A 16,664-nucleotide genomic window follows, 5' to 3' on the forward strand; every position below is an offset into this window, starting at 1 on the left:
TTTTATTTTTTAAAAAGGTGTGGAACAAACTGGCGAAGACAACGACGCCAGGTGAGCCATTCGTGGGCAGTACCCTTCGACTCATAATAAGTAACATTGATGCCAAGGGCCTTCAGGTCGTTGACCATCTTGCCTGTACCGAAGTTTTCCTCCGTACCGCAACCCATGAACATATACTTCATCTGCTTGTTGAAGCGGTCAGCATCGGCAAACACACCGTTGTGACAGGTCTTTACATCAACACCGAATATGGCACCACTAAAGGTTCCAAGATATGCAAACCGGTCGAGATGGGTCAATACGGTATTGAAACTTTGGAAACCGCCCCAAGACAGTCCTGCCATTGCACGACTTTCGCGATCGGTTTTAGTACGGAAGGTCTTGTCTATCATCGGGATGAGGTCGTCGTTGAGAACCTGATAGAACGATGCACCATAACCGTTGCGCGATGCATCAGGAGTCGCTCCACGCTTAGGTACGAAGGGCGCTTTCACATCACCACTCTCCATAACAACTATCATGGGCACACACTCGCCAGTGGCTATCAGATTGTCGAGAATATGGTTCATGTGGCCTTGATGACTCCATCCGGTTTCATCTTCACCCATGCCATGCTGCAGATAGAGCACAGGATAGCGCTTGCTCTTATTACGTTCGTATTCGGCTGGCGTATATACCATAGCGCGACGGAACTTGCCTTGCGAAGCTGCAAAATAAGTGCAAGAGCGTACTTGTCCCTGTGCCACGCCCTGTTGGGGATGGTAATAGTTACCCTCGTCACCTTCAGGAACATCCAAACCGCTCATCAGACGGTGGCATCCGAAATAAGTATCACAAGCAGGATCAGTAACCGAGACACCATCTACATTGAAGACATAATAGTGGAAACCAACAACCAACGGATCGGTCACTCCATACCATTCGCCGTTGGAATCGCGCAACATGGGATATTTCTTGCCACAGATATCTACCTTCACATCACGTGCTTCGGGAGCATGCAGACGGAAATAAGCACGATGCTGGGCATCAATGCGAGGAAATTCGTTGCCTTCAATAGCATTTTCTGCCAAACTACCTTTTTTGGCAGAAGCATGCATCTGCTTGGGGGCACCCAATAGTTGAAGCATTACATCGGCATAGCGTTTGCCAAGGATTCGATAGCCTTCCGCGGTGAAATGCAGTCCATCGCCACGCTGAGGGCAATCCTTCGACGATATCACATGAGCGGTTGGTATGGTCTTGGCAATATCATCTATGATAGCATTGTGTGAACCACAGTGTCCTCCCTGATCGGTCTGAACCACCTCGCCCATCAGCAATGGGACGTCGACTGCTTGCAGGCCGAGGTCGGCAAGAATATCATCATAGACCGTTTTTACACGTGCTGGCCATGTTGGATCGGCAGTATTGGTCTCACCCTGATGGAAGAGTATTCCCTTAATGACACCTTGCTTCATGGCCTCACGAGCGGCTGCTATCAAGCAAGCATAAGGGTTGCCGTCATAGCGGCGAGCAAAGTTTTTCATCCAATCGGGCTGTTTCTTGAGGTAATCGCTATAGAGGCGCTTGTCAAACAGGTCGATGCTGGCGCCGCCAACAGCTGCCATTACCACACCCACCCTGACTTCTTCGGGCAGAAAATCCACCATACGACGACCGAAGTAATCGGCAGGAGTAAGACCTGTCTGAGGTGCTACCAATGGCGGAACAGCTGTGCGCCATTGGAATTTGTGCCATCCAGCCTTTTCATCGTCAAATACATTCATCGACACAAAGCGGGGATTTACACCTACACGGTCACATGCCTCAGGAGTGGCATTGCCTTCCATGTTTGACTGTCCCAAGCAGAGATAGATTTGGAAATTTGGATCTACTCCAACCGATAAGACCGTCTGGTCTGCTGACGATGCACTGACATGCAATATCATCAACAGCAACATACTGATAATAAGTTTGAGTCTTTTCATCATTATTGGTATTTTAGGTTTGAATTAGTATCACTACCTGCCGTCCCATGACAAACGCACTGTGGATTTCTTCATACAGTCAGCAGTCAGCGCAACGGCTTTCGTTTGCAAATATAGCAATTATTCCACGTGCGGTCTTTGTCTTATGTTACACCTTTTATCCAAAATTGTTCATGAGGTCAAAAAATAGTTTTCAAATACCCAAAAGCAACAGATGATGGTAGGGATAATAATATCCCTTCCACACCATAGGTGCAACTGGGAATAAATGAATATATCAGTCGTGCGACACTATGAGAAGGCCGCTTCTGTTGACAGTTACTGATCAGGATCACCCAAATAATGGTATTCCTGCACATTGGGATTCTCACCCAAGTCATCATCGGTAATAACCGGTGGAGTGATAATATGTGTCTTGTTGTAGTTCTTGATTGGACTGACAAATAGTATCAAATCCTTATAACTCACCGTAGGAATGACAACACCAAACACACCGATACCGACACGGACGCCACTGGGATGAATATTATTAATAATGTGTGCGGTAGAATAGAATGGATGCTGGTATACTTCCAAACGGTTAAACTTCTTGTAAGCAGCAACGACATCACTGTCGGAGGCTAACTCACCGGCAGTTGTGAAGATGTTGCAGAAGTTGTTGACAACATCATCAACGCCATCTGCCTTGATGCTATCGTTTTCCTGGAGGCATTCGCGAATGTTGTCTTCCATCTCATCGAGCATCTGCTGCTTTGTAGGACGGGTAATCAATGCCACAAACAGCAACAGTGCCATCATCAGCAACAGGATTATAATCTTGCCGAAACAACTGTGATAGAACTCTTGCAGAAGGTTCTGATTGGTCTTGTATGATTCTTTCTGATTGGCTGCCATGGGTGTATGTTTATTAGTTTTATGAATGATTAGGAGTTACTTATTATGGATGAGGTTCATGAATTCTTGGCGAGTTTTGGCCTGGTTGAAGGCACCACTGAAGTCGCTCGTGGTAGTGATAGAGTTTATTTTCTCTACACCACGCATCTGCATACACATGTGCTGAGCCTCGACCACAACCATCACACCTAGCGGATGCAAGGTCTGTTCGATACATTCCTTAATTTGCAGGGTCATACGCTCTTGCACTTGAAGGCGATGACTAAAGATATCTACTACACGGGCAATCTTTGAAAGGCCAGTAATATATCCATTGGGAATATACGCCACATGCACTTTACCATAGAAAGGCAACATATGGTGTTCACACAATGAAAAGAAATCGATGTCCTTGACAATGACCATCTGACTATAATCTTCCTTGAAAAGTGCATCGGTCAGCACTTTATGAGCGTCCATTTTGTAGCCACGTGTCAACACCTGCATGGCCTTTGCCACACGCATGGGGGTCTTAAGCAATCCCTCTCGTTCGGGATCTTCACCCAGTAGCGACAACACTTCATGGTAGTGCTCGGCCAACTGGTCAAGTCCTTCTCTATATTCTGTTTCTGGATTCATTTAATACTGTACGGTTATTTTTCCTTTCACAATGGATGCCTGCTTATAGCCAAGCCGTTGCAGGTTAACCAACATATGGTGCGCTTCCTCGTATGTACGGTAGTTGCCGACACGACAAATCCATCTAGGAGAATAGAAATGCACATAGACAGGTACATGAGGATAGTGAGCTTTGATAGCGTTGCGGGTGCGTTCGGCATTCTGACGATCTTGACGCGAGTTGCCACCGGCAAAGGCCTGTACACGATAGCCCATGACTTTTTGGGCATTACGCATCACCTTTTTAGACATATCGACCTCTGCTTCACTGCTACTCTCCGGCGCATTAACTTTCGCTATTGGGGAATTAGCAGCAGAAGGGTTGCCGCTGTTTTTGTCTGCACCTGATGGTGTCGGAGTATTGGATTTGCCACTTGACACAGCCTTATCCGCAGAAGGTTTAGTTGCTGTAGTACTGCTGGGCGATGTGGGTTGCACATTGACCAGTCGGTCTATCTCCTGACTATGATGAATGGTAACAGTACCCTGACCATCCACTTTCTTCTGGATGCGTTGTGTAAAAGACTGTGCACCGGCATGGATTGCCATGCCGATACACAGAATCATGGTGACTATCCAACGGTCACGACGAAGAGTCTGATGCTTCATCTTGAGTCCGGTTGGTTTGAGCCTTATTTCTTCCAAGCGTCGATAATGCCCTTGAAGTCTGCACATTTTAGTGAAGCACCTCCGATAAGACCACCGTCGATGTCGGGCTTTGCAAAGAGTTCAGGAGCGTTGCTGGCTTTGCAGCTACCACCGTAAAGGATAGTTGTGTCATCAGCCACAGTTGCACCATACTTCTCTGCTACGATAGAGCGGATATAGGCATGGATTTCTTCTGCCTGCTCTGCGGTAGCGGTTTTACCGGTACCAATAGCCCAAATTGGCTCGTAAGCGATAACGATGTTGCGGAATTCTTCCTCGCTAAGGTTGAAAACGCTTCCTTCGAGTTCAGCCTTCACTACTTCGTTCTGCTTGTTAGCCTCACGCTCTTCGAGAGTTTCACCGATACAGAAGATAACCTTAAGGCCGTTCTTCAGTGCGAGTTGCACCTTCTCTTTCAGGATCTCTGGAGTCTCGCTGTAATACTGGCGACGCTCTGAGTGGCCCAGAATAACATACTGTGCACCAGTGCTCTTAACCATTTCAGCGCTAACCTCACCGGTATAAGCACCCTTTTCCTTGTCAGCGCAGTTTTCTGCACCGAGGCCAATAACATTGGCATCAAGCACCTGAGCTACAGAAGCCAGATGGATGAATGGTGTGCAGATGATAACATCGCAATTGGGTTTGTCTGCAGCAAGTGCCTCGTTAAGTTCTTTGGCCAAAGCCACACCGTCTTGCAGGTTCAGGTTCATTTTCCAGTTTCCTGCTACAATTTTCTTTCTCATTTTCTTTTTTCTTAAGAGTTTAAATATCTTGTTTGTTTCTTCTTTGCGTTTCATCCATTTCGACCAAGCCCAGAGTCGGTCTGCTATGGTCAGTAGGAAGAGGGGCAACATATACCACAATACGATATCAAGTATCTTTCTTGGAGTGGTATCTTTTGGCAGATGTCCAATATCCAACTGCTCCAAAGACTTGTTTGCCTGTTCTTCATCGAGTTGTGGCAGATTGTTATGACTCCATTTGCGCACGATTGTTCCGTCTTTCAGCAACAATAGTCCTGGGTTACTACGTATGATGGTCTTCAACACCGTTTCGTCTGATTGACAGAAAGTGTATTCAGCCCCTGTCATGTCGCGCCATTGTCCTATGGCTTTTTCATCGCTTGCGGTGAGTCCATAGAAGCGGTAACCATGATCGCGCGAATATTCATAGAGTTCGTTGATGCGGTCAAACTGGCTATCGTCTGCACTCCCAAGATGTGGTGTCACCAGCAGGAATAGGTATCCCTTCTGTTCCAACAGTTGCATGGTGATGTCTTCTCCTGTTTCTATGTCATTGATATAGAAATCGTGGATGGGCGGTTCATATCCCTTGGTCAGTTGTCGAGTATTGGCCTCAATAAGAGTCCAGGTAGAATCAGGATAGTGGTCTATATCGAATGTCTGCCTCTTACCGTCCTTCTCCATCAGGTATGTCGTTTCGAAGGTTGGCATTTCTGCACCTTCTGGAATCTCCATTCCCTTCAAGATATTGGTTCCTACATGATAAGGACGAAAGTCAAATTGTGGCAAATCATATAGCGACCATGCCGATACAGCAAAGATGAAGAGCATCGAATAGTTGGTCACAATCCATTGATTGGTCTTCGATACAAAGCGCATCATATCAAGCGGCCTGTATCTCACGATAGCGACACAACCCAGAAGCACCACATTTTTTGTAAATGTCTGCCAATTGGTGAGGGTGACAGCATCGCCGAAACACCCACAATCGGTGACAGGGTTGGCCACTGCCAACCATAGTGTTAATGCCGTCATGGGAATCATCATGCAAAGTGCAAGTAGTGACACCAACCGACGGCGTATAGCAAAGAGCATACAGATGCCCAATCCAAATTCCACTGCCGACAAAAGTACAGATGCAGTAAGTGTGAGGAAATCGGGTACAAATGTCCCCAGCTGCATTGCCTTGAGATAGTCGACAATCTTATATTGTGTGCCCAGCGGATCTACAGCTTTGACAAATCCTGATAGGATAAATGTCATTGCGATGACCAAACGGGCAACGTTTACTGCTATTTTTCTAACCATCATTCACTCAACTTGATTGCTCCAAAGACGGCATAGTTGATGATGTCCATGTAATTGGCATCAATGCCTTCACTGACAAGGGTGTCTCCACCGATGTTCTCTATCTCTTTGATGCGTTCTATTTTGGTGAGGATGAAATCGGTATAACTGCTGACGCGCATGGATCTCCATGCCTCATCATAATCGTGATTCTTACGTATCATCAGTTGCAAGGCATCATCGGCATACTTGTCATAGAGTGCAAGGGCTTCATCGGGTTGCATATCGACAGTATCAGAAAATCCGTGGCTGAGCTGTATCAATCCAATAATGCCATAGTTGATGAGGGCTATAAATTCTGGTCGTATGCCTTCGCCCACAAGCGATTCCTTCTTAATTTCCAAGGAGCGTATGCGCTTGGCCTTGATAAACAATTGGTCGGTAAGCGACTGTGGGCGCAGTATTCGCCATGAAGCTCCATAATCATGCAACTTCTTGGTGAACAAGGTGCGACATTCACTCATCACCTGTTCAAACTGGGCCTCTGTCGTGTGGTTATCTTTTGTCATAATCGATTGCAAAATTAAAAAATTCCTACCATATCACCAAGGTTTAGCGTCAGGAAAATGCCTATTTATTATATTTCTTTCTGCTTTTTATGAATATACTTGATTTTGGCACATGCCACATCGAAGCGATTCTGAAGCGAGTCTTTACGCGCTTTCAACTGATTCGCTGTGCGGTTGTGGCGCTTCCATGCCTCTTGATCACCTGATTTATCGGCCTGATTTTGCAGTTGACGGACTTCATTGTAAGCACTTCCCACCACCGCCAACAGGGAATCAACTACTGCCAGTTCGTCTTGAGTGCGCAAAAGTTCTGCTTTTTGCCATAGCGGTAAAGCCTGTTTTCGCTCTTCAATGGCACGTGGATATTTATTGCGCAAGGTGTCAATCTTGGCAAGCACATCATCGTAACGCCGTTCGTCTAGTGCCAAACGCGCTTCATCGAGCAATGCTTTCGCTTTGTTGTTGGTATTGCCACAAGCCACTATAAATAGCACTGCGGATAGTATGATAATCAGTTTCTTCGTCATTCTAAGGTGCAAAGTTACAAAAAAATGCGCAATGAACAGCCGAAATAGATGAAATTTGCGTACCTTTGCACACGACAAAGTAGAAAAACATACCATCATGAAGCTATATTCAGACGCTGCACTGGCTAAAATACTCGATAAGCCGATATTCCGCCAAATCAGTGCTTCCGCCGACGAACTGGGGTTAGAATGTTATGTTGTGGGCGGATTTGTTCGTGATATATTCCTCGAACGCCCCAGCAACGACATTGACGTAGTTGTCGTAGGCAGTGGCATTGAAGTGGCCCGACAACTGCAAAAGAATTTGGGAAAAAACCCAAAGACTGGCAGATGGCGTGCACACCTCTCGGTATTTCGTAATTTTGGCACAGCACAAGTAAAGATGGGAAACATGGAAGTGGAATTTGTGGGAGCTCGCAAAGAGAGCTATAGCCACGATTCACGCAAGCCTATTGTGGAAGACGGTACGCTGGAAGATGACCAAAACCGTCGAGATTTCACCATCAATGCTATGGCAATCTGCCTCAACAACGCTCGATTCGGCGAATTGGTAGATCCATTTGACGGTATTGCCGATATGGAAGACCGCATTATTGCTACTCCACTCGACCCTGAAATCACATTCTCCGACGATCCTTTGCGTATGATGCGCTGCATTCGTTTCGCCACTCAGCTCAATTTTCAAATTGAGGACGATACGTTTGAAGCTTTGGAACGCATGGTAGACCGTATCAAGATTGTTAGCGGAGAGCGTATCGAGGTGGAGCTCAATAAAATCATGATGGCACCACACCCAAGCATTGGCTTCGAATACCTACAACGTAGCGGCTTATTACAGCGCATGCTTCCTGAACTTTCCGCACTCGACATTGTAGAAAAGAAAGAAGGCCGGGCTCATAAAAACAATTTCCACCACACCATGGAAGTGCTGGAAAACGTCTGCCAGCATAGCGATAACCTATGGTTGCGATGGGGGGCGTTACTCCACGATATCGGAAAAACGCGTGCCAAGCGTTGGGAGCCTAAGGCTGGATGGACTTTCCACAACCATGACTATCTTGGTGGAAAAATGGTGCCGGAGATATTCCGCCGGCTGAAATTGCCTATGGGCAGCGAGATGCGTTTCGTACAGAAAATGGTAGAACTGCACATGCGCCCCATAGCCATTGCCGATGAGATTGTAACCGATTCTGCCGTTCGACGCCTGCTCAACGATGCCGGTGACGACATCAACGATCTAATGACCCTATGCGAAGCCGACATCACCTCAAAGAATGAGGTGCGCAAACAAATGTTTTTGGAGAATTTCCGCATGGTGCGTGAAAAACTCACCGATTTACAAGAAAAGGATTATAAACGGTTGTTACAACCTGTAATTGACGGCAACGAAATCATGGAGATGTTCCATCTGAAACCCTCTCGCGAGGTGGGAACACTCAAACAATACCTAAAAGATGCCGTACTCGACAATCGGGTGGAAAATGAACGTGAACCATTGATGCGTCTGCTCATGGAGCGCGCCAATGCCATGGGGCTCTCCACCGAACATCAGGAGCAACAATGACCATAGAAAAATAGAAACTATCACAACACTTCAATCTATTGATCGTGACAGTCTGCCAAATGGTACCATACCACCATCGGCATTATCTTCTACGACGAGGCTTTGTGCAGTTTGCGCAAAGCCTTGTCGCGTATTTGGCGCACACGCTCACGCTTCAACCCAAGTTCACCACCAATTTCCGCCATGGTCATACGATCAAAACCTAATCCGAAATACCTTTTAATGACTGCTGCCTCGCGCTGGTCGAGCAGATAGATACAACGCTCCAAGTCTGACTTCAACAGTTCCCGTTCCATCTCGGCATCAGCCCGTTGCGAGTTTTTATCCTCCAACACATTTAGTAGCGTATAATTATTACGTGACCCTGCAGGGATACTCTCGTCCGTCGATTTCACTGTCACTTCACCAGTCACTCGACGTATAGCAGCTTCAATGGCGGTACGAATATAAGGTGCGGCAAAAGTAACAAAAGGCTTACCCCGATTCGGATCAAACTTTTCCGCCGCCTTGATAATACCGATAGTTCCTTCATTCACCAAGTCATCTGTATCAAGAAGTTCGCAGGAATATTGGCGTGCCAATGTGACCACATACCCCATATTATCTGTTATCAGTTTTTCTTTATCTGTCATATTCGCTATTTTTAGTCATTATTCTACCTTGCAAAGATACGAATAATTCCGCAAACCACCAAACTTCATCAATCATGCAAGCAAAACCCTTATCATATATTCAACAAAACTAAAAAAAACAGTTTATATAAACAAGGAGATACAGACATAACAAAATAGCGGGCTGCAAAACGAATTTTGCAGCCCGCTACATACGTTTATGTTAAAGTGACTATACTTTCAGCTACGTTATGCAATCTCAATTGCACGTGCCACTTTACTCTCTTCCTTCTTCAATTTAGGCATCACCACAGTAAGAATACCGTTGTCAACCTTAGCAGAAATTCTATCCTTAGCTACATCGTCAGGCAAAGTGTAAGTCTGCTGATAGTTTGTATAACTGAACTCACGACGCAGATAATGCTGTTTCTTATCCTCATCCTTATGTTCCATCTTGTTTTCAATGGCTACATGAAGGTTGCCGTCATCGGTCAACTGTACACGACAATACTCTTTTTTGATACCAGGCACAGCCATCTCCATGGTATATTCATTAAGATCTTCTCTGACGTTGACTGCCGGAGCGGTCGTTGTGGCAGTTGCCATTGCATCACTGTTGAAGAAATCATCGAACACTGTTGGGAACCAACTGTTTTTAAACATTACTGGTAACATAATCATACCTCCTAATTTTATTTGTTTAATTGTTCTGTTTTATATGTTGTTTACCGAGCGCCTCTGCCTTCGCTTCCGCGTTCACTAACAATTAATGCAAGTCTCATACCACACCAATAAAACATGCCACATTGTCACCTTTGTGTGTCATATTGTCGTTTTGTATATAAAATAGCATGCTATTCACTCGTTTATATTCCTCACGAACAACAATTACCGACCAACACTATGGACCACATATGTTTTCCGTCTTTTATAGGCAAATATCTGGCATTTATTGGTTGCGTAGCATAAATATTGTTAAATGTATTATATATATTATATATTTATATATAAGAGTATTTTTTTTTATGTATCTTTGCACTCTGAAAACCAAACTTAAATATTCGGTTTTCCAGTACACAAACAAATAGTATTGAATTTAAGAATAGTTTAAATAAATAGGTATGAAAAGTAAAAACGTTATTACCATTGCGGTTTTTGCTGCAATCGCGATTTTAACCTCATGTGGAGGAAGCAAGAAGGATGGTCTGCCCAACTTCAGTGACGACGAGTTTGCCGTAAGCACCATCAGCACATCAAGTGCTGCTTTACAAACCACGTACCCCGCCACCATTAAAGGTATTCAGGATGTTGAGGTTCGCCCAAAGGTTTCAGGATTCATCACAAAAGTATTTGTCCATGAAGGCCAAACGGTATCAGCCGGTCAACCATTGTTCTCTATTGACAGCGAGACCTATCAGGCTGCTGTCCGTCAATGTCAGGCCGCAGTCAATACGGCAAAGGCACAGGCTAACACCGCCAAGCTGACTTACAAAAACAACAAGAATCTTTTCGATAGTCACATTATCGGTGAGTACGAACTTTCAACCGCAGCCAATACTCTTGCTACCGCAGAAGCACAGGTTGCACAGGCAGAAGCTGCATTGGCATCAGCTCGCGAACAATTGGCATGGTGTGTAGTAAAGAGTCCTTCGGCTGGTGTTGTGGGAAGTCTCCCCTTCAAAGAAGGTGCTTTGGTTAGCGCTTCTGGCCAGGCATTGACCACCGTTTCAAACATCAGTACCATGGAAGTTTTCTTCTCTGTATCTGAGTCTGAACTCTTGAATATGGGCAAAAACAACGGCAATATGCAGGCTGCCATCGCAGCCTTCCCTCCCGTCAAACTGCAACTTGCAGATGGTTCATTCTACGAACAACCGGGTAAGGTTGTAAAAATGAGTGGCGTCATCGATGCTTCTACAGGTGCCGTATCGCTGATTGCACACTTTGCCAATCCCGACAAACTGCTGAAGAGCGGTGGTTCTGGCTCTATCGTTATTTCTAACGACAACAGCAACGCCATCGTTGTTCCACAGGAAGCATGTTCTCAAGTACAGGATAAAATTTTTGTTTATGCCGTAGGCAAAGACAACAAAGTGAAATATACAGAAATCAAAGTAAATCCACAAGATGACGGCAAGAACTACATTGTGACCTCTGGACTCCGTACCGGTGACCGCATCGTTGTAAAAGGCATTACCAAATTGACTGATGGCCAACAGATTAAGCCTATCACACTAGAGCGCTACAATCAGAAGATAGCCGAAGCAGCCAAGCTCGCAGAGTCGCAAGACAATGCCCATGAGTTTGCCAAAGCCATGAGCGGCAAGAAGTAATTGCATCATCACTATCAAGCAAGAAGCAATTCTTCAGCAAATAACCATTTATAATATAAGGTATAAAGAAAATAGTAAATTATGACATTTACAAACTTTATAAAACGCCCAGTACTATCGACGGTGGTTTCCATCTTCTTCGTCTTGCTGGGTACCATCGGCTTGATATCGCTACCTATTGAGCAGTATCCAAATATCGCGCCGCCTACTATCTCGGTATCTACCACCTATCAAGGTGCCGATGCCCAGACGGTATTGAATTCAGTCATCGCCCCGCTGGAGGAGAGTATCAACGGTGTGGAAAACATGACCTACATGACCTCTTCTGCGTCAAACTCAGGTTATGCCAGCATCACCGTTTACTTCCAACAGGGTTCAGACCCTGATATGGCTGCCGTCAACGTGCAGAACCGTGTATCACAGGCACTGTCTTTGTTGCCTGCCGAGGTTACACGTGTAGGTGTTACGGTTACCAAACGTCAGAGTTCTAACGTGATTTTGTTCTCGCTAACCACAGACGACGGACGCTACGATGACCAGTTTGTGACCAACTATGCTTTGATCAACGTGGTTCCACAGTTGAAGCGTATCAATGGTGTGGGTGATGTGCAGAGCCCTTCTACCCGTAACTACTCTATGCGTATATGGCTGAAGCCTGAGAAAATGAAGGAGTTTGGTCTCGTACCATCTGACATCTCCAATGCTTTAGCGGAACAGAACATCGAGGCTGCCCCTGGTAGCTTTGGTGAAAGTTCTGATATGCAGTACGAATACACCCTGCGTTACAAGGGTCGCTTGAAGACTCCTATTGAGTATGAGAACATCCTCATCAAGAGCAATACTTCTGGTCAGACACTCCGCCTCGGCGAGGTTGCCAAGGTAGAACTGGGCGGTCTGGTATATAGCGTAAACCTGCTCAACAACGGCCAACCTGCCGTAATGGGTATGGTACAGCAAATTGCTGGTTCTAACGCCACACAGATTGCAACCGATGTTAAGAAGGAACTGGAAGAACTGAGCAAGAACTTCCCTCCTGGCCTAAAATACACCATCGAGCAGGACATCACCGAATTCCTCTTTGCTTCTATTGAGGAAGTAGTATTTACGCTGATTATCACCCTTTTGTTGGTATTCGTCGTGGTATATGTCTTCCTGCAAGACTTCCGATCTACTCTAATACCTATGATTGCCGTACCTGTGGCATTGATTGGTACATTCTTCTTCCTATGGATATTCGGTTTCTCCATCAACCTATTGACGCTGTCAGCCTTGTTGTTGGCTATCGCCATTGTGGTCGATGACGCCATCGTGGTGGTTGAAGCGGTCCATGCCAAACTCGACCAGGGTTATAAGAGTGCACTTACAGCATCTATCGATGCCATGAACGAAATTTCGAGCGCCATCATCTCTATCACATTGGTAATGTCAGCCGTGTTCGTTCCTGTATCATTCATCGGTGGTACTTCCGGTTACTTCTACCGTGAATTTGGTGTGACCATGGCTGTATCTATCGTAATTTCTGCCGTCAATGCGTTGACACTATCTCCTGCACTCTGTGCCATCTTCCTGAAACCACACGAAGAAGGACATGAGAAGAAAATGTCGATCATCGACCGTTTCCATACAGGATTCAACTATCAGTTTGAGAAGATTACCAATAAATATAAGAAAGGTGTACAGTGGGTCATTGGGCATGGCGTCATCGCCGGAGGTGTTGTTGCAACAGGTATTATAGCTCTTGTAGCACTAATGGGTGTCACCAAAACAGGTTTGGTACCTAACGAAGATACTGGAACACTGTTTGTTTGTATCTCTACAGCCCCAGGTACTACACAGCAGCGCACAACCGAAGTAGTGAAGCAAATCGACAAAATGCTGGAAGCCAACCCAGCCATCCAGCGCCGTGAAGCTATCATGGGTTATAGCTTTATCGCTGGTGCCGGTTCCAACCAAGGTACTATCATCATCAAACTCAAACCTTTTGAGGAGCGTCCAGGTGGATTCTTCCATCGCATCAAGAGTGCGCTGACAGGTGGTGGCATCGAAGCATTGTTCGTCAACCCCATGGAATATACTTCAGTTTTGGGTATGATTTACAAACAGACCGCAACCATCAAGGATGCTCAGATCCTTGCATTCTCACCGCCAATGATTTCAGGATTCTCTGCCCAGAGTGGTATTACAATGACCATGCAGGACAAGACCGGTGGTGATCTGAACCGTTTCTTTGATATTGTAAAGAATTTCCTAAAGGAGCTCAACGACCGTCCGGAAATCCAGACTGCACAGACCCAGTATAACCCTAACTATCCCCAGTATATGGTGGATGTGGATGTGGCAAAGACCAAACAGGCAGGCATCTCGCCATCATCCGTACTTGCTGTCATGCAGGGCTACCTCGGCGGACTCTACGCCTCCAACTTCAACTCATACGGTAAACTCTATCGTGTAATGATACAAGCAGGTCCCGAAAGCCGCATGCGTCCTGACGATATGAGCAAAATCTATGTGCGTTGCGCCAACGGCACGATGTCTCCCGTGAGCGAGTTTGTTAATCTGAAGAAGGTTTATGGTCCTTCAAACATCACCCGTTTCAACCTGTTTACGTCTATGGACGTATCAGTAACGCCTAACACGGGATATTCTTCAGGTGATGGTATGAAGGCAATTGCCGAAGTGGCTAAGACCACTTTGCCCGAAGGTTATAGCTACGAGTATTCTGGCTTGACCCGTTCAGAGGCTGAATCAAGCAACTCTACTGGTCTGATTTTCGCACTCTGTATTGTATTCGTTTACTTGATTCTGAGTGCCCAGTACGAGAGTTACATCTTGCCATTGTCGGTAGTACTCTCTATTCCATTCGGTCTGGCAGGTGCATTCACCTTCACCAACATCTTCGGCCACGCTAACGATATCTATATGCAGATATCACTCATTATGTTGATTGGTCTGTTGGCGAAGAATGCCATCCTTATCGTACAGTTCGCCCTTGAGCGTCGCCGTACGGGTATGGCCATTAAATACTCTGCCATTCTGGGTGCAGGAGCTCGTCTGCGTCCTATTTTGATGACTTCATTAGCTATGATTATCGGTCTATTGCCACTGATGTTCGCATCAGGTGTAGGTAAGAATGGTAACCAGACTCTAGGTGCTTCTGCTGTAGGCGGTATGCTGATTGGCACCCTACTCCAGATATTCATCGTACCTGCGCTATTCGCCGTATTCCAATGGTTGCAAGAGAAGATTTCTCCGCTCCGTTTCGACGATGAAGACAACGAAGAGGCTGCTGCAGAACTGGCTCAGTATGCAGAGGCTTCTGCCCGCAAAGATTCAAAGAAATAAGGTAGAACACGCAAGTGTAGAATAATAAATGCAAAGCAAAAGATGAAAAAGAATATCACATGCATCATACTGTGTCTCGCAGCGCTCTCTCTGAGCAGCTGCAAGACTCTCTACGGAAAATATGAGCGTCCGGATGTGAAGACCAGCGGTATCGTTCGCGATGTAGCTTCTGATACAGATACTTTGGCTGTAAAGGATACTACTACCTTCGCCAACATCCCTTGGCGCAGCGTCTTCACCGACCCTCAGCTCCAGTCGATCATTGAGAAGGGATTGAACAATAATGTCAACCTCCTCAATGCGGCTTTGAACGTGAAGATGGCAGAGGAACAGTTGAAATGTGCCAAGTTGGCATTCGTGCCTTCTTTGTCTTTCACTCCTCAGGGAACTATCGCTTCCTGGGATGGTAACGCTGCTACCAAGACTTACAGCTTGCCTGTTACAGCCAGTTGGACGGTTGACCTCTTCGGCAACCTGCTCTCTCAGAAGCGCAGTGCCCAGATGGCTCTGCTCCAGTTGAAGGACTATCAGGTGTCTGTACAGACCAACCTCATCGCCAACATCGCCAACATGTATTATACCTTGTTGATGCTCGACAAGCAGGTGGAGCTGGTTAACAATATGGAAGGATTGACCAAGGATACCTGGGAGACCATGAAGGTGCTGAAGGATACCAAGATTGGTTATCGCGGAACTTCCGTGCAGGCTGCCGAGAGCAACTACTATGCAGTGTTGACTCAGAAGACCGACCTGATGCGCCAGATTCGTGAGACAGAGAACTCCCTGAGTCTTCTCATCGGCGACCAGGCTCATTCCATTGCCCGTGGCAAGCTGGAGAATCAGAGTCTTCCTGCAACCTTCTCTACCGGTGTAGGCATCCAGTTGCTCAACAACCGTGCTGATGTTCACGCAGCCGAGATGAATCTGGCTCAGTGCTTCTATGGCATAGAGACTGCCCGCAGCAAGTTCTATCCATCTATCACCATCTCTGGTACAGGTGCATTCACCAATTCTGCTGGTGCAGGTATTGTGAATCCAGGCAAGTGGTTGCTTTCTGCTGTTGGTTCATTGGTTCAGCCAATCTTCCAGAATGGTAGAATCATTGCCGGCTTGAAGGTGGCTAAGATGCAGTACGAGCAGGCTTACAATACTTGGCAGAACACCGTACTGAAGGCTGGTAGCGAGGTGAGCAATGCCCTTGTGCTCTACAACTATTCTGACGAAAAGGGTAAGGTGGAGGCTAAACGCATCGCCGTACTCGAGAAGAATGTGGAGGATACACGTAAGTTGATGTCAGAGGCTGGCGGTTCTTATCTGGAGGTAATCCAGGCGCAGTCTTCACTGCTCAACGTACAACTCTCAAAGGTAGCTGATGACTTCTACAAGATGCAGGCAGTGGTAAATCTCTACTATGCATTAGGAGGTGGCGCAAAATAATCATCGGATGTTACATCCAGGAAGCATATCAACCATCATTGTCATGGCGATTTAGCTGCTGGATCTATATAAATATATAAAT

The 16,664-nt window shown here is 46.0% G+C and carries 13 protein-coding genes; 4 read left to right on the forward strand and 9 right to left on the reverse strand.

Translation table 11 applies throughout. From position 1 onward, the window contains the following. Positions 1 to 2: 2 nt before the first annotated feature. From CIK88_RS11455 to CIK88_RS11485, 7 genes are all read right to left on the reverse strand, one after another. Complete coding sequence (locus CIK88_RS11455) at positions 3 to 1,928, reverse strand: sialate O-acetylesterase (protein WP_371591592.1); 1,926 nt, start codon at positions 1,926 to 1,928, stop codon at positions 3 to 5. Positions 1,929 to 2,285: 357 nt separating this feature from the next. Further along, positions 2,286 to 2,861 (reverse strand): hypothetical protein, encoded by a 576-nt coding sequence (locus CIK88_RS11460; protein WP_094391290.1) that lies wholly within the window; start codon positions 2,859 to 2,861, stop codon positions 2,286 to 2,288. A gap of 36 nt (positions 2,862 to 2,897) precedes the next feature. Next, positions 2,898 to 3,479, reverse strand: coding sequence for a GTP cyclohydrolase I FolE (folE, locus tag CIK88_RS11465; protein WP_094436593.1), 582 nt, complete (start codon positions 3,477 to 3,479; stop codon positions 2,898 to 2,900). Beyond that, positions 3,480 to 4,193 (reverse strand): SPOR domain-containing protein, encoded by a 714-nt coding sequence (locus tag CIK88_RS11470; protein ID WP_254046319.1) that lies wholly within the window; start codon positions 4,191 to 4,193, stop codon positions 3,480 to 3,482. After that, entirely contained in the window at positions 4,151 to 6,223 is a 2,073-nt protein-coding gene (locus tag CIK88_RS11475; protein ID WP_254046666.1) for a BT_3928 family protein, read from the reverse strand. The genes CIK88_RS11470 and CIK88_RS11475 overlap by 43 nt, the downstream gene beginning before the upstream one ends. Continuing rightward, positions 6,220 to 6,768, reverse strand: coding sequence for a DUF1599 domain-containing protein (locus tag CIK88_RS11480; protein ID WP_094391287.1), 549 nt, complete (start codon positions 6,766 to 6,768; stop codon positions 6,220 to 6,222). The genes CIK88_RS11475 and CIK88_RS11480 overlap by 4 nt, the downstream gene beginning before the upstream one ends. Before the next feature lie 68 nt (positions 6,769 to 6,836). After that, on the reverse strand, positions 6,837 to 7,295 hold the full coding sequence (locus CIK88_RS11485) for a hypothetical protein (RefSeq protein WP_094391286.1): 459 nt from the start codon (positions 7,293 to 7,295) through the stop codon (positions 6,837 to 6,839). Positions 7,296 to 7,392: 97 nt separating this feature from the next. On the opposite strand from CIK88_RS11485, the gene CIK88_RS11490 reads away from it, so the two are divergent. Further along, the gene (locus CIK88_RS11490; protein WP_094391285.1) at positions 7,393 to 8,859 is read left to right on the forward strand and encodes a CCA tRNA nucleotidyltransferase; all 1,467 of its coding nucleotides are present in this window, start codon (positions 7,393 to 7,395) and stop codon (positions 8,857 to 8,859) included. Positions 8,860 to 8,948: 89 nt separating this feature from the next. Here the strand turns inward: CIK88_RS11490 and CIK88_RS11495 are convergent, their stop codons facing one another. Together CIK88_RS11495 and CIK88_RS11500 are read right to left on the reverse strand one after the other, a co-directional pair. Beyond that, positions 8,949 to 9,491: a sigma-70 family RNA polymerase sigma factor gene (locus tag CIK88_RS11495; RefSeq protein ID WP_094436595.1), complete on the reverse strand. Its 543-nt coding sequence runs from the start codon at positions 9,489 to 9,491 to the stop codon at positions 8,949 to 8,951. Positions 9,492 to 9,719: 228 nt separating this feature from the next. After that, positions 9,720 to 10,151: an Hsp20/alpha crystallin family protein gene (locus CIK88_RS11500; RefSeq protein ID WP_254046321.1), complete on the reverse strand. Its 432-nt coding sequence runs from the start codon at positions 10,149 to 10,151 to the stop codon at positions 9,720 to 9,722. A gap of 440 nt (positions 10,152 to 10,591) precedes the next feature. Here CIK88_RS11500 and CIK88_RS11505 point away from each other — a divergent pair, with 440 nt between their 5' ends. The 3 genes from CIK88_RS11505 to CIK88_RS11515 all read left to right on the forward strand — a co-directional run bounded on the left by CIK88_RS11505 (position 10,592) and on the right by CIK88_RS11515 (position 16,582). Beyond that, on the forward strand, positions 10,592 to 11,803 hold the full coding sequence (locus CIK88_RS11505) for an efflux RND transporter periplasmic adaptor subunit (RefSeq protein WP_094391283.1): 1,212 nt from the start codon (positions 10,592 to 10,594) through the stop codon (positions 11,801 to 11,803). An 81-nt stretch (positions 11,804 to 11,884) separates the two neighbouring features. Continuing rightward, on the forward strand, positions 11,885 to 15,145 hold the full coding sequence (locus tag CIK88_RS11510; RefSeq protein ID WP_094436597.1) for an efflux RND transporter permease subunit: 3,261 nt from the start codon (positions 11,885 to 11,887) through the stop codon (positions 15,143 to 15,145). Between the two features lie 42 nt (positions 15,146 to 15,187). Beyond that, the gene (locus CIK88_RS11515) at positions 15,188 to 16,582 is read left to right on the forward strand and encodes an efflux transporter outer membrane subunit (RefSeq protein WP_094391281.1); all 1,395 of its coding nucleotides are present in this window, start codon (positions 15,188 to 15,190) and stop codon (positions 16,580 to 16,582) included. Positions 16,583 to 16,664: the final 82 nt, after the last annotated feature.

It is taken from the genome of Prevotella sp. P5-50 (assembly GCF_002251295.1).
Taxonomy (GTDB): Bacteria; Bacteroidota; Bacteroidia; order Bacteroidales; family Bacteroidaceae; genus Prevotella.